The sequence below is a fragment of the Mucilaginibacter sp. PAMB04274 genome (genome assembly GCF_039634385.2).
GTDB lineage: Bacteria > Bacteroidota > Bacteroidia > Sphingobacteriales > Sphingobacteriaceae > Mucilaginibacter.
Window position 1 is genome coordinate 2,328,814 of record NZ_CP155081.2, and the last position, 17,125, is coordinate 2,345,938.

Sequence of the window (17,125 nt, forward strand, 5' to 3'; positions counted from 1 at the left end):
TTTTGAGAACAAAAGCAGCTAAAGGAATACAAGACTGCACATATGATGTACAACAAAATTTATTTTGCTTGTGCATGAACCGTATTGCTTTTACGCGCTGATTTTCTAAATTAAAATGTAATCAGTTGAATGTCAGTTCCCCACCTTTTTAATTTAGATTTACAAAGCGTATTTGTTTATTTGTAATTGCCTATCAGGCAGTTGTTTATGCGGATTTTTACCGCTGTAATGTTATGGCTTTTTTTATTTTTGGCTCACCAATTACTCAATTATGAACATCAAAGCCAAACGTCTCATCCAGTTAAAAGCGTATCGCCAATTGGTTCTATCCTTACTTACTATATTTTTATTGTTATCTGTAAAAAGCAATGGGCAAACCTTTCTGAAAGCGCAAGGCCAGTTCATTACCGACGCAAATGGCAAGAAAGTTTTACTTAGAGGAATGGGTTTAGGCGGATGGATGTTGCAGGAGGGATACATGTTCAGGCTTGGTAACGTAGGTCAGCAGTACCGCATTAAAGCAAAAATAGAAGAAGTGACCAGCCCGGCATATGCGCAGCAATTTTATGATAAATGGCTTACCAATCACACCCGTAAAATCGATGTTGACTCCATGGCGTCATGGGGTTTCAACTCCATCAGGCTACCTATGCATTATGGCTTGTATACTTTACCGGTTGATCAAGAGCCGGTAACGGGTCAAAATACCTGGATTGAAAAGGGATTTGCTCTAACTGACAGCTTGTTAAAGTGGTGTAAAGCAAATCACATGTATCTAATATTCGACTTACATGCTGCCCCAGGCGGGCAAGGTAATGACCTGGCCATATCTGATCGGGACGCTGCAAAGCCCTCTTTGTGGGACAGCCAGGCAAATCAGCAAAAAATGATTGCGCTTTGGAAAAAATTGGCTCAGCGTTATGCCAACGAACCCTACATTGGCGGCTACGATATCATTAATGAACCAAACTGGGGTTTTGAAAAGGCAGATGATAAACGGGGAACAGCAGAAACCAAAAATGTTCAGCTACGGCAGCTGATGGTCAACATCACTAATGCTATACGCGAAGTAGATAAAAAACACATCATCATTATAGAAGGGAATGGCTTTGGTAACAATTATAATGGCATCTTTCCGCTATGGGATAATAACATGGTGCTGAGTTTTCATAAATATGGCAATTTCAATAATGACGGCTCAATTCAAAACTTCCTCAAAATGAGTAAGGAACACAATGTGCCCCTTTGGTTGGGCGAATCGGGCGAAAATTCGAATACTTGGTTTACCGAGGCTATCAAATTAGTGGAGGGCCATAACATAGGCTGGAGCTGGTGGCAGGAAAAGAAAATCGGCACCAATAATCCGCTCGAAATTAAATTGACGCCGTCGTATCAAAAACTGCTTAATTACTGGAACGGTAAGGGAGATAAACCTGCCCAACAAGAAGCCATTGCCGCGTTAGACGAATTCCTGGAGAATATAAAATTAGAAAACACCACTTATCACCGTGATGTGACTGACGCGATGTTCAGGCAAGTACAGAGTTCGGCAACGGTGCCTTTCAAAAAACACATCGTCACAAAAAACGCCACTATCAACGCAGTGGATTACGACCTCGGGAGTCAGCGTATGGCCTATTACGACAAAGATACTTCAAGTTACCAGTACACACCGGGTGTACGCACACAAGGTAACCGCGGCCGTGCTTATCGTAATGATGGGGTAGATATTGAAGCGGATGATACCGGCTATCACATATTTAGCATTGAAGACAGCGAATGGTTGCAGTATACCATCGACGTAAAAGCCAAGGGTACTTATACTGTAAAACTAACCGTTTCATCCGAAGCCGGCAAAGGAAAGGTTTCTGTGATTACTGGTGGAAAATCAACCAGCATTCCCCTTGCCATAACAGTACCATCTAAAGCTTGGCATGAAGTTGTGGTGAAAGGGATAAAGCTTGATAAAGGCTCCAACAAAATTAAAGTGATAGCTGACGAGGGCGGATTTAATTTTAAGTCACTCAAAATATCCAAGAATTGAATATACAGCCTATCATACCACAAAGCGAGCAAAAATAGTTTCGAGGAACAATGTTAGCGACAACCTTTTGAATTGATTAACCCTGTTTATACAAATAACGCAAGCTATTCTGTTTTTAAGCTCTTCACCGGATTTACAATGGCAGCCTTAACGGCCTGAGAACTTACTGTAATTACGGCAAGTAATAGTGAAAAAAAACCGGCTATGACGAATATATACCAGCTAATTTCGGTACGATAGGTAAACTCCTGCATCCATTGGTGCATGATGTACCAGGCAATAGGCCAGGCTATAAGGTTGGCTATTATGACGAGTCCGGTAAATTCTTTTGAAATCAAAAATGAGATGCTTTGTACGCTGGCACCTAAAACCTTACGTATGCCAATCTCCTTAGTGCGGCGTTCTGCTGTAAACACCGCCAACCCAAATAGTCCTAAACAACTCAATAATATTGCAACACTGGCAAAAGCTTTAAATAGCTTTGCAGTCTGTATATCTTTACGGTACATGGCGTCAAAATCCTCATCCAAAAAGCGGTATTCAAACGGACGTATATTGTCAATCGATTTATAAAGTTCTTCTGTTTTGGCAATAGCTTGCTTTGTAGCTTCGGCCCGTGCCCTTATATACAAATAACCGCCAAATTCACTCGCCTGTACAGCGCTGAAGATGGTTGGCTTTATCTCTTCTTTCAACGATGCGTTGTTAAAGTCTTTTATTACGCCTTTTATCTCGCCCTGCTTACCCCAAAGGTTAATTATTGTGCCTACGGGATGTTTTAGCGCCATCATACGTGCGGCCGATTCATTGATGAGATAGTAAGCGCTATCGGCAGGGGAGCCAGTAAAACCTTGTCCGTCTGCAAACTTCATTTGCATTGCCGTTGTAAAGTTAGCTGCTATTTGCATAGGGCTAATGTGTGCCTGGTTGTTCACCTTACCCGGCCAGTTAATGTTATCGGTAGATCCGCCCATGGCCAGCAAAAAGCCCGATGCAAAGCTTACGTCCCTGATGCTTTTGTCGGATTTCAGTTCATGCATTACTCTTTGCAGCTGCGAGCTTACTTTACCATTAAGAGGCACCATCAATACGTTTTCGCGATCATAGCCTAAGTTTTTGGTTTGTATAAATTTAAGCTGCTTGGTTATTACAATTGTGCAGATAATCAGCAATACGGAAAAAGTAAATTGCATAATAACTAATCCTTTACGCAGCCAGCCGCCTCGAGCCGCTTTATTAAAATTAGCTTTCAATACATCGTTAGGGTTAAATGAAGATAAAATCCAGGCAGGGTACACACTGGCCAGTATAATGGTGCCTAACGCAACCCAGCCCACAATTTTAATAGTAGACAGCTTCCAGTAATCTATGTTATACAGCTTGCCGCTTATTTCCTGGTAAAATGGAGTTAGCACGGGCATCAATGCTGCGGCCAGTAGTAATGCTGCAATTAAAATTAGTATAAACTCAGTTACAAACTGTATAAGTAATTGTTGGCGGCTTGCTCCAATGGTACGGCGTAAACCAACTTCTTTTGCCCGTTTGGTTGCACGTGCTGTGGAAAGGTTGATGTAATTAATAACTGCTATCAATAAAATAAGCACACCTATAATCATGAAGAAACGTACAATCTTTATACCCGATGGCGAGAGGTCGGCGTTATATAAACGCAGCATATTCAAGGGTTGGCATATGTAGGTCACATCGCCTGCTTTTACATAACCATTGTTTTTTACATGTATGGCAGACAGCTGCTTTGCAAGTTGATTAACGTTGGTGCCAGGTTTAAGACGTAAAAAGGTAGTAAAATAGAAGTTGCCCCAATCCTCATCTATAGTTTTCCAGTTGCCATTACCGCCATAATTTTTTCTAACCATGTCTAACGATAGCAGCATATCCATGCGTACCGTACTGCGCTCAGGCATGTTTTCCATAATGGCCGATACTGTATAAGGCTCAAGCTTTTCGCTCAAAGTAAGTGTTTTACCCACAGCATTGTTTATAGAGCCGAAATATTTTACAGCGGCGTCACGGCTGAGTACTACGTTGTTAATAGCGCTCAGGGCCACCTGCTCGGATCCCCTCAGTAACTTCACATGAAACATCTTGAAGAATGAGGGTTCGGTGTAGGCCACGTTCTTTTCCATGATATGTTCTTCGCCCTGGCTAACCAGCATTTGCTCGCGATTATAACGAACGGCCATTTCTACACCGGGGAAGGTGCGAAGTGCTGTAGCAGCAATAGGAGCGGGAGTATTTGTCCAGGTATTGTACTCATCATCGCTCATTTTTATTCTGGCGTTTAAACGATATATGTTTGCCGCGTCAGGCCATGCGGTATCATACTGCAGTTCGTCATCAACTCCCCAAAACAATAAGGTACTCACTGATAAGCCAATGGCCAAACCAATAACCGCTATAAGTGAGTACACTTTGCTGCGTAACAGATTACGCCAGGCAGTTTTAAGGTAGTTTTTAATCATGATGCTGCAGTTAAGGTAATACGCAGCAATTTTGGCTAATTACATACCATAGATGTAAGGTGTTTGTTTTCAGTTCTTTACTGTAGATTAATGCAGTTCAGTGTTCGATTCTGATACAATTCCTGTTCGCTATTGGTCAGTGTGTTCAGGCCAAAGTAAGCCGTTCCTTGGCGCGGTAACGAGTACGGAGCTTGGCAAAAGGTTTTTCTATAAATTGATAACTGAACACTGATAAAGCTGCAGTAAGCAGTATAACCAGGACGTAAAACAACAACGGATGCCCGTTTTTACGGATGAATGCCAGCGAACCAATGGCGGTCATATGCGTTAGGTAAATGGAATAACTCAGCTTACCTACAAAAACCAATGCCCGGTTAGACAGTAGTGTCCTTAGGTTTTGATAAATTGGAATATTTACCACTGCTGGTATTACTACCAAAAGGGAAAGGCCTTGTATGGAATATCTGATGGTGTTTCTAAAAGCCCCGTTCCTTACAACCAGGCAAGCCACAATGGTAAGTGCCGCAGCTGCAAATACCCATTTGTTAGAGATGATCTTTACATAAACAGCAGAGTTGTATATATGAAGAAGTACGCTGGCTAAGCACCCGTATATAATTGAATCGAACCTGGTATGGGTAAGCAAGTAAGTGTAGCGTTCTGTAATATCTCCCGTACTTCCATACATCATAATACCCCATAAGCGAAAAACAAGTGGTACAAAAAGTAACACGATCAGCATGGTCATTAAAGCTTTCGGCGATTTATATATCAGCCAGAATAAGGCAGGAAAAACTAAATAAAAATGCTCTTCTACCACCAAAGACCAAAGTACTTTACAAATGTCCGAGCTGTGTGCAGGGTCGGGGTGATAATAGAAGTAATAATTTTCATAGTAAAATAACGATGCCAGTACCTCGTATACATTAATACCCTGATTAGTAAAAAACAGATATAGGTAGAAAAGGCAGATCATGAACAACAGCGGCGGGTAAAGCCGCATAAGCCGCCGAATAAAAAATAGCTTAAAATGGATCGACCCTGTATTATTTATCTCGCTGATAAGCAGCGAGGTAATTAAATAACCGCTGATAAAGAAAAATATGGTTACACCCAGCCCACCTGGCACAATCTTCTCAAATCCGATGTGCGCAACAAATACCAATAAGATAGAGATACCGCGTAATCCATCCAACGATGGTATATATGATGAGGAGGGTAATGACATGCGATAGAGTGGGGACAGAAAATTTAAGGTATAATGCCTTTTGAAATATTTTGTTTTACTATTTAAGGTTATTAAGTTAAATATTTATTTTCAAATAAACGTCAAAAACCAGCTCATTATCAAGCTTAGCCGCTCGCTTGCTTCCCTACTAAAAAAGTAAAACGTATCTTTGCCGGCTATGGGCGTACCTTTCGATGAATTTAATTTTAACCGGCAAATACTAAATGCTGTTGCCGATGCCGGCTATACTGAGGCTACGCCTATACAGCAAAAGGCTATACCTCCTATATTAAATGGCCAGGATGTATTAGGTATTGCCCAAACCGGAACCGGTAAAACTGCAGCCTATGTGCTGCCAATGCTCATGAAGCTTAAGTATGCGCAGGGGAATGATGCACGTGCACTTATTTTGGCGCCTACCCGCGAACTGGCTATGCAAATTGAAGAAAACATCCGCAGCTTTGCTGTAAACACTGATTTGCGGACTGTTATTATATATGGTGGTCTTGGTCCCAAAACGCAAATTGAAACTATTAATAAAGGCGTAGATATTATAGTAGCCACCCCCGGCAGATTTTTGGAGATTTATTTAGCAGGGCACATCAATACCAAGCCGCTGCAATTTTTGGTGTTAGACGAAGCCGACAAGATGATGGATATGGGCTTTATGCCACAGATAAACCGCATTTTGGAAGTGGTACCACGTAAGCGTCAAAACCTGCTGTTTTCGGCCACCATGTCTGATAAGGTGCAGATACTCTCGGGCAACTTTTTGGAGTTTCCAACAGTGATTGAGATTACACCGCAGGCAACGCCGGCACAAACTATTAGCCAGTACCTGTATTATGTGCCTAATATTAAAACTAAAATAAACCTGCTGCGCAAACTACTGGATAGGGACGAGGAGCTTAAAAAGCTTATTGTATTTTGCAAAACCCGCGCCGCTGCCGAAGACGTTTATAAGTTTTTAGTGCGCAAGTTTGACGATAAACAGGTAAAAGTACTGCATGCCAACAAAGGTCAAAATACCCGTATAAATTCAATTAATGCTTTTAAGGAAGATGAGGTAAAAATATTGGTAGCCACCGATGTAGCTTCGCGCGGTATTGATGTGAGCAATGTAAGCCATGTAATTAATTTTGATGTGCCTATAGTTATTGAAGATTATGTGCATAGAATTGGTCGTACGGGTCGTGCTTTACAATCAGGCGAAGCAATTACCTTTTGTAACCCGGCCGAAGAATATTACCTGGAGCAGGTAGAAAAGCTGATTAGGCAACCTATACAAGTTTTGCCTCTACCGCAAGAAGTTTTTGTAGAAGAAACACCTTATGAAGAGCGGCAGGACCAAGCGCGGGAAATTGACATGCAAAAGCGCCGTCATGATCCGGAGTTTAAAGGTGCATTTCATGAAAAAAAAGAACGCGTTGAAAAAAAGCCATCCTTAGGCCACAAACAAACGCTTGCCAAAAAGCATGGTAAACCCAAAACTACGCGCGGTAAATCATTCCGAAAAAAATAGTCAATGAAACTTCGATTAACACCTTTAAACTTTGCAACAGCATTTTTGATTGTATTGGCTGCTATTACCTGGTTTTTTAAACCGGTGAGTGTAACCGGCAGTGAGTTTAAGCAATGGACTGGTACTATTGCGCTGATTTATTTGCTGTTCGGTATGATTTTGTGGTTTTTGGATATGATTTTCCGAAATTTCTTTTTAAACACTAAAACATTATGGATGGTGGAGCTTAGCTTCATCATACTTACCGTTGTTATATATTTATTTGTAAGACAGTAATTTAAATGAAAAGAGCTGAAATAAAACTAATAGTAGATCTGGACGATAACAATGTTCCTCAAAACATTACCTGGGAATCTACCGACGCTGAAAATAAAGATGCAGTACCCGCCAAGGCATTTATGCTGAGCGTGTGGGACCATAATTATAAAAACACGTTAAGCATTAACCTGTGGACTAACGATATGCCGGTTGATGAAATGAAACGTTTCTTTTTCGAAACCCTGCAAACCCAGGGAGACAGCTTTTTGCGTGCCACCAACGAGAAAAACATTGTCGAAGACCTGCGCGATTACTGCGTCCACTTCGCCGAGAAGATGGAGATTATAAAATAGTAAACAATTTAATTGTTGTTTCGAACAGTAGTGAAAAATAATATACATAAGATATTGTCGGCTGTATATTATTTTTCACTACCTTCCTTTTATCAGAATATCCTAATCATTAAACCTAATGTCGTCCAAAGCATTTATAGCATTTGCCGGTTTTGTGCTGCTTATGGCAGCCACATGGTGCCCGTTACTACGTCCGTTTGGTGTAGTTAGCTGGGATTTGTACGATTTGAACAAACCTTACAGTATGGTGGTACTGCTGGTTGCCATTGTAGGCATTGCAGGCATTGTGCTCAAACAATACAAAGTTTCACGCATAGCCGCATGGGCTGGCCTTGTATTGGTTGTACTTGTGTACATCGCAGCTCAATTAAAAGTTCACAACACGTTCAGTTTTATACCTTTTAAAGGTATGGCTGGCTTTTTAACTAAGCTAATTAAGTTTAAGTGGGGTTGGTACCTGCTGTTTGCAGGAGCTATACTGAGTGTCTTAGCCGTGCCAAAGCCAGCTATCCCATTTGAGCAAGGTATTAAGTGATTATTCAGACTAAGCTATTATTTTGATTGGCATGCGTGGTTTAAAAACGATAATCTTTCTTATTATATCTAATACATTTATGACTTTTGCCTGGTACGGGCATTTGCGTTTTAAGGATTTTCAATGGTCAAAGAACTTGCCGCTTATAGCAATAATCCTTATTAGTTGGGGGCTTGCTTTTTTCGAGTATCTGTTTCAGGTACCAGCCAACAAGGCTGGTTACAATGCTGAGGGCGGCCCTTTTAGTTTACTACAGCTTAAAGTGCTGCAGGAAGCGCTCACCATCACTATCTTTATAATTTTTACTACAGTTTTTTTTAAAACGGAACGCCTGGCATGGAACCACTTTGTAGGTTTTGCACTTATAATTCTAGCGGTGTTCGTAGTGTTTAAAAAGTGGTAGCAGCCGGTTAAGGCGGTCTGTTAAACATAACAGGAGTATGAACGCCTTTTTCATTTAACCTTATTTATTATTAGCTTTGACTTGTGGTGTGTAGCAAAGTATTGACCATACCATAAGTTTACATACTTAGCCTATAACATGTTCAAACTAAACTTTCGTACCCAGGTATTAACCGGGTTTGCTATTTCTATTTTACTTGTTTTTATTGTAGGTATCTTCTCTTTCCGCAGCATCAGGCAACTGCAAGACAATCAGGAACAGGTTGAGCATAGCCAGCAAATCATCAATACATCCCGTGGCATATTGCAACTTTTGGTTGATGCTGAAACCGGCATGCGTGGTTATGCCGCCACAGGTAAACCCAAATTTTTAGACCCCTATAATGCAGCGCTGCCTCGCATTAATCAGAATTTGAACCGGTTGGAGAATATGGTAAGTGCCGATCCGGATCAGCAAAGTAACGTTTCAACGCTAATCTCGTTATCAAATAGCGCATTGGCCATGATGCGTACTAACATAGAAACCCGTCAGGACCTGGGCCTTGAGTATATGGTATCGCGCGATATGCTTATTAATGGCAAAGGCGTAATGGATAACGTACGCGTTACCATCGAAAAAATTAATATTGTCGAAACTAAATCGCTTCAAGCAGGTAAAGCGCAAACGCAAGAAGCATCTGATGCTACTATACTTACTATCTCCGTAGGGTCGGCCATATTTCTGGTTATCATAATAGTGCTGTTCATCTATATTCAAAAAACGTTTGCTCAGCAAAAGAAAATTGAAGCCGAAATAAAGGAAGCTAACACCGAACTTGCCCAGGTATTAGCTGAAAATGAAAACAAAAACTGGCTGCTAACCGGTATCGGCATCCTTAATGAAAAAATGCAGGGGCAGCAAAGTGAGAAGGAATTGTCTGAAAATGTGCTGACAGAGGTTTGTCGTTACACTAATGCACTATCTGGTACTTTTTACCTTTATAATGATGATGATAAGCAGCTGGATCTGTATTCTTACTATGCATTTCACAATCTTGGCGCTGTAAAAAATAAAATAAAGCTATCTGAAGGATGGCTGGGACAAGTAGCCCAAGACCAGAAAGCCGCAACCATAAAAGGTCATCTAAACGATAAATTACAACTTGAAACTTCTATAATTAGCCAGGAACTGGCTGAAATACTGATTGTGCCGTTCTTCTTTGATAAGAAGTTGATGGGCGTTATGGAAGTAGCCTTTCAGCAAGAGTTGAAAGATAGCGACCGCGAGTATATACTGGCAGCTGCAGATGATATTGGCATTGCCATTAATACAGCACAGGCGCGTACTATAATGCACGATTTGTTTGAGGAAACACAACAGCAAGCCGAAGAGCTGGAAGCCCAGCAGGAAGAAATGCGTGTTACCAACGAGGAACTGCTGAACAAGACAGAGATGCTGCAAGCCTCAGAGGAGGAATTACGGGTACAGCAGGAAGAACTGCGAACCATTAATGCTGAGTTGGAAGAGAAAGCCAGTTTACTTGAAGAAAAGAACCAGGCTATTGAAGAAGCCCGTGCAGCCATTAACCTAAAAGTGACCGAACTGGAAACTACGGGAAAATATAAATCGGAGTTTTTGGCCAACATGAGCCACGAGCTGCGTACACCTTTAAATAGTATTTTGGTATTAGCGCGTATTCTGAAAGATAATAAAACCGATAATCTAAGTGAAGATCAGATAAAATATGCCAGCGTGATATTTAATGCAGGTAACGATCTGCTAACGCTTATTAACGACATTTTAGACCTTTCGAAAATTGAATCGGGCAAGCTGGAGATGCAGAACGATGATGTGAAGGTTTCTGAAATAGTAAACGATATTGAGCAGCTGTTTGCCGAGGTTGCACGTAATAAAAAGATTAACTTCACAAGTAACGTGAGTGGTTTGCCCGGCTTGATCTACACTGATAAGGTTAGGGTGGAGCAGGTAATTAAAAATCTCTTATCAAACGCATTCAAATTTACGCCAGAAGGTGGCCATATCTCTATAAACGCTACACCGGGCACTAAACCTAACACCATTAGCTTTAAGGTTAAAGATTCGGGTATAGGCATAGCGCCCGAGAAGCAAAAAGTGATTTTTGAAGCCTTTCAACAGGCAGATGGTTCTACAAGCCGTAAATACGGCGGAACTGGGCTAGGATTATCAATTAGCCGTGAACTGGCCACTTTATTAGGTGGGCAAATTACCCTCACCAGCGAGGTAAACCAGGGTAGTGAGTTTACGCTTACCATACCTTTAGAAGCCACCCAGACAGTTGCTAAGTCCGACGAGGAACCAACTTTGCCAACGGTAGAAAGCTTTAAACCGCTTAACGATTTTCTGCAGCCGGCCAACATACAACCGAAAGCCGGCCGGAGTACGCCGCTGGTTGTAATTGTTGAAGATGACCGTAATTTTGCCGATATATTACATGATTATGCGAAAGAGCATGGTTATGAATCTATAATGGTAAACGAGGGTACCAACGCTGCACAGGTAATTAAAGATAACATGCCTGACGCCGTTATACTTGACATTATGCTACCTGGGAAAGATGGCTGGCAGATATTAAAAGAATTGAAGGCCGATGATGTTACTAAAAACATACCGGTGCATCTTATGTCGGCTGGTGAAGCCGCTGCTAATAAGGTTCGTCGTGAGGGTGCCATCAGTTTCTTGAAAAAGCCAATCAACACCGAAACTTTAGACAAACTCTTTGCCGACATGATGAGTCAAAGCGGCGTGCAGTTTAAACAGATATTGCTGGTTGAAGATCATGAGGCACAGAGCCAGGCACTTAAAGACCTGATGCAAAAGCAAGGTATTACGGTTGATCAGGCCTTTACCGGCGAACAAGCCTTTACAATGCTTAATCAAAACGATTATCAATGCGTTATATTGGACTTAAACCTACCCGATATTTCGGGGTTGGACTTGCTGGATAAAATTAAAGCTATTGATCGCTTTGCCGAACTACCGGTAATCGTGAATACGGCTATGGAACTGGATAAAAACTCAGTTAACCGGTTAATGCAATATGCCAATGCCATGGTCATGAAAACCAACAAGTCTGCCGATAGGCTGATTGACGAGGTAAATTTGTTCTTACATAAAGTAAGTTCTGGGCCTGCATCTGCCGCGGCCAAACCACCTGTTGTTGCATCAAAAGGCAAGGAGATTTTAAAAGGCAAAAAAGTGTTGGTTGTTGATGATGATATGCGTAATATATTTGCTTTAAGCAGCGCATTGCAACAATACGATTTAATAGTAGAAATAGCTAACGACGGTGATGAGGCTCTCGAAAAATTGGAGAGGGTAGAGGGCATAGATATTGTTTTGATGGATATCATGATGCCTAAGATGGATGGTTACGAAGCTACCAGGCATATTCGAAAACAAAACAAATGGAACAAGTTGCCTGTAATAGCGTTAACAGCAAAAGCCATGAAAGAAGACCGCGAAAAGTGTTTGGCTGCCGGCGCTAATGATTACATTACTAAGCCGATTGATATGGACAGGCTAATTTCGCTGATGCAGTTGTGGCTAGAGGGGTAATATATGATTAACGGAACTACAGAAGCACCATCGTTAACACCGCTTGAACTCAATGATCTGGTAAACCTGGTAAAGAAAATCCACGGGTTTGACTTTTCCGGCTATTCTAAAGCGTCATTGAAAAGGCGTATATCCAGAGTTATGCAGCTCAAGCGACTAGGGTACTATGACTTGAAGCATCTCCTGGTAAATGACCTGAGCTTTTTTCAGCATTTTTTAGAGGAGGTTACCGTTAACGTAACCGAGATGTTTCGCGACCCGCTTTTTTATAAAGCGCTTAACAACCAGGTACTGCCTTATCTCTCTACATTTCAGCATATAAAGGTGTGGAGTGCCGGCTGCTCATCTGGTGAAGAGGTTTATTCTATGGCTATTCTGTTAAAAGAAGCCGGCTTGCGTAATAAATCATTTGTTTACGGCACTGACATAAATACAGAAGTTCTTAAAGAAGCTAAAAAAGGAATTTACAGCTTGCGTAAAATTAAGTCGTACGCTGAAAATTACCAGTACTCGGGTTTGCCCGGTACGATAACCGATCACTTCACCATTCTTTATGATGCGGCCACCATACACACTGAGCTTAAGCAGAACACACTATTCTCGGTACATAATTTAATTTCTGATAACGTATTTAACGAATTTCAACTCATAAGTTGCCGTAACGTTTTCATTTACTTTGAATCAGCTTTGCAAGAAAAGATTTTAGACATATTTTACCGCAGCTTATGCCCGCTTGGCTTTTTGTGCCTGGGCAGCAAAGAGGCCATACGGTCTGATGCGTTTAAAAAAAGATTCAAAACGGTCAATTCTAAAGAAAACATCTACCAAAAGATTGGCACTTAATGATGAGATTAAAAAGCGGTGGCAGCAATCAAAAGTGCTGTTGCTTGGTGGTTCGGCCGGATCATTCAAGATACTTTTTCGTGCCGTAAAACATCTGCCGCCCAGCCTCAACAAAACGGTTATTATCATCATTCACCGTAAAAAGAACTTTTTTAGCGAAATAGAAAAACTCTTCGGTGAAAATAGTCGTATGTACCTCCGCGAAGTATGTGATAAGGATATTATTGAAAATAATACTATATACATAGCGCCGGCAAATTATCATACCCTGATTGAAAACGAAAACCAGTTTAGCCTGGATGTTTCAGAATCGGTATGGTATTCCAAACCCTCAATTGACGTAACTTTTGATAGCGCGGCCGACGTTTTTAAAGAACAGTGTACTGCTATACTGCTGTCGGGCGCTAATCAGGATGGAGCTGAAGGTTTGTTAAAACTGCGTAGGAATGGGTCATTAACGATAGTGCAGAATCCCGCAGAAGCTGAAATGGCCGATATGCCTAATGCAGCTATTCATATCAACGCCGCCGACTATGTTCTAAGTATTGATGAAATATTCGAACTATTACAGATTTAGCTGATACTTTTTATAACTTTATCGCACATTTATGAGTGTTGTTAATATATTATTAGTTGACGACAGGGAAGAAAATATTATAGCGTTGGAAGCCTTGCTAAAACGTGATGATATAAATATCCTTTCAACCACATCACCTAACGAAGCATTACGAATTGCCTGGGAAAACCCGGTAAGCATAGCACTCGTAGATGTACAAATGCCCGAAATTGACGGTTTTGAATTAGTGGAGATGCTTAAAGCTAATCCGCGTACAAAGGATATTTTGGTCATTTTCGTAACAGCCATCTCTAAAGAAGCTAAATACGCAGTTAAAGGTTTTGGCACTGGTGCTGTTGACTATTTGTATAAACCGCTCGATCCGTTTATTACATCGGCTAAGGTGGATGCCTTTATACAACTGGCGCAACATCAAAAAGATATTAAAGCCAAAAACGAGGAGTTGCAGAACTATGCCATCATGGTTAAAAACTCTGCAGATATTATTGCTACTGTTGATGCTCACTCATTTCGCATACAATCTGTTAACCCTGCCGTAACGAAAATTTTAGGCTTTCAGCCTAATGAAGTGATTCAGAAGAGTGTTGTTAGTCTGGCTGCTGCGGTTAATCAGGATACGTTCCGGAAGAAGCTTTTAGAGATTATTAATAATAATCTGAGTTATGCTATAGCCGAATACCAGTTCGAGACGTTTGATAAGCGCATAATTTGGGCGGAGTGCCGGGTAACTTATAGTAATAAAGTGCTTTTTCTCAACATTAGCGATGTTTCTCCTCAAAAAAGTTATCAGCAGGAACTCATCAGATCTAAAGAAGCAGCAGAACATTCCAAGAAAATAAAGGAAAATTTTTTGGCTAATATGAGCCATGAGCTGCGCACACCCGTAAATGGAATTATAGGCCTTACCGGTATGCTACGTAAAAGCGACCTGGACGATCACCAAAAGAATATCGTAGATCTGTTAGATGTTTCGTCGCAATCTTTGCTAGGCGTAATTAACGATGTGCTCGATATTTCCAAGATTGAGGCAGGTAAGTTTAGCATTATTCGCAAGCCAAATAATATCCGTCAGGTTGTAAAATCGGCTTTTGATTTGCTTAAATACAAGGCTGATGAAAAGAAAGTTGACCTGATTTTAGAAATAGACCCCGAAATACCTGAAACACTTTTGTTCGACTCTTTACGGCTCAATCAGATACTGATGAACTTGCTGAGCAACGCAATTAAGTTTACAGATAGGGGATATGTAAAGCTACAGTTAACGTTACTTCAAAAATTAAATGAGAACGTTAAACTAAAGTTCAGCATTATAGATAGCGGCATCGGTATTCCGGCCGATAGGCTGAACAAAATATTTGAATCATTCGAACAGGCAGATCAGGATACTAACGTAAAGTACGGCGGAACCGGTTTGGGCCTTGCTATTGTTAAAAAACTTATTGAGTTAAAAGGGGGCGAACTAACCGTAAGCAGTCAATTAGGCTTAGGCAGTACATTTAATTTTATTAATTGGTACAGTACAGCACAAAAATCACAAGACGAAGTCAAAACAGATGCGGGGCCCAGAGTGCTGGTGCCTTTCGAAAACATTAGTATACTGGTTGCAGAAGATAACCTGGTAAACCAGTTTATGCTAACTAAGATGTTGAGGGACTGGAACGTTAAAGTTGAAATTGCAGATAACGGCCATAAAGTGATTGATAAGCTGCTCGCTAATGATTATAATTTAATATTGATGGACACCCATATGCCCGAGATGAATGGCTATGACGCAGCTAAGAACATCAGGGTGAATTTTTCGGAACCTAAAAGAAGCATTCCTATCATATCTCTTTCGGCAGCTACGTTTGAGCATGAGCAGCAACAAGCGCTTTCGGCAGGTATGAATGATATTTTGGCCAAGCCGTTCCAGCCGCACCAACTGCATGAGAAAATAAAGCGACTGCTTTTTAAGTAAACGAGCTTTATAGTCCTAAGCTTATCTGGCCCGAGCCTATAATTCTTGCTTCGTGTTCTAAAAGCCACTTTTTTCGCCATAAGCCGCCTGCATAGCCGGTTAATTTTCCGCTGCTTCCAATTACCCTGTGGCAAGGTACCACAATCCATAATTTATTTTTACCATTGGCGGCTGCAATGGCACGTATGGCTAGCGGGCTGTTCATTAACCTTGCTTGATGTAGGTAGGTAATGCATTTACCATATGGTATTGCTTGCAATTGCTGCCACACTAATTGCTGAAAAGTTGTGCCCTCCGGTTTCAACGGCAGATCGAATGATAAGCGTTTGCCTTCAAAATACTCATCAAGTTGCTTGATTGCCAATTGAGTGGCTGTGCCTGCAATGTGATGACTTGGTTCACCTTCATCCATAACTAAGATCGACACGATAAAGCCATCTTGTTCAGTAATACGCGTTATACCCAATGGGGTAACATGATTATATATTAAACCTGTTGGTTCGTCGAAAGTATGAGATGCTGAAGTTTTAATCTTGTTTGCGGGCATGGTATCGCACTTACACAAACTTAATAAATTCTATATTTGCAATGATGGAATTGTTAAACCAAACCGGTTATTTGCTAAAGAAAGAGATACTGCTGGAGTGGCGTTCCAAATATGCTTTTAACGGTGTACTACTTTATATCGTATCAACCGTTTTTGTATGCTACATTTCGTTCAACCTTTCGCCTGGTTTTACTAAAAGCCCTGGATATCCACTGGTTTGGAACGTGTTGTTTTGGATTATCATCCTGTTTGCATCAGTAAATGCAATAGCCAAAAGCTTCTTACAGGAAAGTCGTAGCCGCTTACTGTACTATTATACTATAGCTAGTCCGCACGCCATTATACTATCAAAAACTATTTACAACGCCTTGCTCATGACGCTTTTGAGTATATTGGCGTTAATTGTTTATTCACTTTTTTTTTCGAATAGGTTAGGAGATGGCCTGTGGTACTTTTTGGTAGTTATTACCGGTAGCATTACCTTTTCAACCGTGTTTACCATGGTGTCGGCAATTGCAGCCAAGGCAGGTAATAACGGAACGCTTATGGCTATCTTAAGCTTTCCGGTGATCATTCCTGTAATTATGCTACTGGTAAAAATCAGTAAAAGCGCAATGGACGGGGTAGACCGTAGCTTAACTTATGGGAATTTTGGTGTACTGGCGGCCATTAACGTAATTGTAATAGCAGTTTCACTCATATTGTTCCCGTTTCTGTGGCGCGACTAAATCTTCCGTTAGATTTTTTACAAATGCCCTTATAACGACTTTGATTGCCCGTTTAAAATATATTGATTAAG

The 17,125-nt window shown here is 41.0% G+C and carries 14 protein-coding genes; 11 read left to right on the top strand and 3 right to left on the bottom strand.

Annotated elements, in window-relative coordinates; translation table 11 throughout:
* Positions 1-271: 271 nt before the first annotated feature.
* A complete protein-coding gene (locus ABDD95_RS09800; RefSeq protein ID WP_345951709.1) occupies positions 272-2,044 on the top strand; it encodes a cellulase family glycosylhydrolase in 1,773 nt (590 codons plus the stop codon).
* A 104-nt stretch (positions 2,045-2,148) separates the two neighbouring features.
* Here ABDD95_RS09800 and ABDD95_RS09805 read toward each other — a convergent pair whose 3' ends face one another.
* Entirely contained in the window at positions 2,149-4,527 is a 2,379-nt protein-coding gene (locus ABDD95_RS09805; protein WP_345951710.1) for an ABC transporter permease, read from the bottom strand.
* Positions 4,528-4,672: 145 nt separating this feature from the next.
* Positions 4,673-5,755 (bottom strand): acyltransferase, encoded by a 1,083-nt coding sequence (locus tag ABDD95_RS09810; RefSeq protein WP_345951711.1) that lies wholly within the window; start codon positions 5,753-5,755, stop codon positions 4,673-4,675.
* 178 nt (positions 5,756-5,933) lie between these two features.
* On the opposite strand from ABDD95_RS09810, the gene ABDD95_RS09815 reads away from it, so the two are divergent.
* The 9 genes from ABDD95_RS09815 to ABDD95_RS09855 all read left to right on the top strand — a co-directional run bounded on the left by ABDD95_RS09815 (position 5,934) and on the right by ABDD95_RS09855 (position 15,779).
* Positions 5,934-7,277 carry a DEAD/DEAH box helicase gene (locus ABDD95_RS09815; RefSeq protein WP_345951712.1) on the top strand — a complete coding sequence of 448 codons (1,344 nt, stop codon included), beginning with the start codon at positions 5,934-5,936 and terminating at the stop codon, positions 7,275-7,277.
* Positions 7,278-7,280: 3 nt separating this feature from the next.
* The gene (locus ABDD95_RS09820; protein WP_345951713.1) at positions 7,281-7,553 is read left to right on the top strand and encodes a hypothetical protein; all 273 of its coding nucleotides are present in this window, start codon (positions 7,281-7,283) and stop codon (positions 7,551-7,553) included.
* Positions 7,554-7,558: 5 nt separating this feature from the next.
* Complete coding sequence (gene gldC, locus ABDD95_RS09825; protein ID WP_345951714.1) at positions 7,559-7,888, top strand: gliding motility protein GldC; 330 nt, start codon at positions 7,559-7,561, stop codon at positions 7,886-7,888.
* A 118-nt stretch (positions 7,889-8,006) separates the two neighbouring features.
* A complete protein-coding gene (locus tag ABDD95_RS09830) occupies positions 8,007-8,423 on the top strand; it encodes a hypothetical protein (RefSeq protein ID WP_345951715.1) in 417 nt (138 codons plus the stop codon).
* A 79-nt stretch (positions 8,424-8,502) separates the two neighbouring features.
* Positions 8,503-8,826 carry a DMT family protein gene (locus ABDD95_RS09835; protein ID WP_345951716.1) on the top strand — a complete coding sequence of 108 codons (324 nt, stop codon included), beginning with the start codon at positions 8,503-8,505 and terminating at the stop codon, positions 8,824-8,826.
* A 138-nt stretch (positions 8,827-8,964) separates the two neighbouring features.
* Complete coding sequence (locus tag ABDD95_RS09840) at positions 8,965-12,402, top strand: response regulator (RefSeq protein WP_345951717.1); 3,438 nt, start codon at positions 8,965-8,967, stop codon at positions 12,400-12,402.
* A 3-nt stretch (positions 12,403-12,405) separates the two neighbouring features.
* The gene (locus ABDD95_RS09845) at positions 12,406-13,245 is read left to right on the top strand and encodes a protein-glutamate O-methyltransferase CheR (protein ID WP_345951718.1); all 840 of its coding nucleotides are present in this window, start codon (positions 12,406-12,408) and stop codon (positions 13,243-13,245) included.
* Positions 13,235-13,822, top strand: a complete 588-nt coding sequence (locus ABDD95_RS09850; protein WP_345951719.1) for a chemotaxis protein CheB — start codon at positions 13,235-13,237, stop codon at positions 13,820-13,822. Before ABDD95_RS09845 ends, ABDD95_RS09850 begins: the two co-directional genes overlap by 11 nt.
* A gap of 31 nt (positions 13,823-13,853) precedes the next feature.
* A complete protein-coding gene (locus tag ABDD95_RS09855) occupies positions 13,854-15,779 on the top strand; it encodes a response regulator (protein WP_345951720.1) in 1,926 nt (641 codons plus the stop codon).
* Positions 15,780-15,786: 7 nt separating this feature from the next.
* Here the strand turns inward: ABDD95_RS09855 and ABDD95_RS09860 are convergent, their stop codons facing one another.
* Positions 15,787-16,326 (bottom strand): methylated-DNA--[protein]-cysteine S-methyltransferase, encoded by a 540-nt coding sequence (locus ABDD95_RS09860; protein WP_345951721.1) that lies wholly within the window; start codon positions 16,324-16,326, stop codon positions 15,787-15,789.
* Positions 16,327-16,370: 44 nt separating this feature from the next.
* On the opposite strand from ABDD95_RS09860, the gene ABDD95_RS09865 reads away from it, so the two are divergent.
* The gene (locus tag ABDD95_RS09865; protein WP_345952101.1) at positions 16,371-17,054 is read left to right on the top strand and encodes a heme exporter protein CcmB; all 684 of its coding nucleotides are present in this window, start codon (positions 16,371-16,373) and stop codon (positions 17,052-17,054) included.
* Positions 17,055-17,125: the final 71 nt, after the last annotated feature.

Coding starts and splice junctions, on each gene's coding strand:
- gldC (WP_345951714.1), top strand. CDS start 7,559: ATGAAAAGAGCTGAAATAAAACTAATAGTAGATCTGGACGATAACAAT.
- ABDD95_RS09840 (WP_345951717.1), top strand. CDS start 8,965: ATGTTCAAACTAAACTTTCGTACCCAGGTATTAACCGGGTTTGCTATT.
- ABDD95_RS09820 (WP_345951713.1), top strand. CDS start 7,281: ATGAAACTTCGATTAACACCTTTAAACTTTGCAACAGCATTTTTGATT.
- ABDD95_RS09855 (WP_345951720.1), top strand. CDS start 13,854: ATGAGTGTTGTTAATATATTATTAGTTGACGACAGGGAAGAAAATATT.
- ABDD95_RS09860 (WP_345951721.1), bottom strand. CDS start 16,326: ATGCCCGCAAACAAGATTAAAACTTCAGCATCTCATACTTTCGACGAA.
- ABDD95_RS09800 (WP_345951709.1), top strand. CDS start 272: ATGAACATCAAAGCCAAACGTCTCATCCAGTTAAAAGCGTATCGCCAA.
- ABDD95_RS09835 (WP_345951716.1), top strand. CDS start 8,503: ATGACTTTTGCCTGGTACGGGCATTTGCGTTTTAAGGATTTTCAATGG.
- ABDD95_RS09805 (WP_345951710.1), bottom strand. CDS start 4,527: ATGATTAAAAACTACCTTAAAACTGCCTGGCGTAATCTGTTACGCAGC.
- ABDD95_RS09830 (WP_345951715.1), top strand. CDS start 8,007: ATGTCGTCCAAAGCATTTATAGCATTTGCCGGTTTTGTGCTGCTTATG.
- ABDD95_RS09810 (WP_345951711.1), bottom strand. CDS start 5,755: ATGTCATTACCCTCCTCATCATATATACCATCGTTGGATGGATTACGC.
- ABDD95_RS09865 (WP_345952101.1), top strand. CDS start 16,371: ATGGAATTGTTAAACCAAACCGGTTATTTGCTAAAGAAAGAGATACTG.
- ABDD95_RS09845 (WP_345951718.1), top strand. CDS start 12,406: ATGATTAACGGAACTACAGAAGCACCATCGTTAACACCGCTTGAACTC.
- ABDD95_RS09815 (WP_345951712.1), top strand. CDS start 5,934: ATGGGCGTACCTTTCGATGAATTTAATTTTAACCGGCAAATACTAAAT.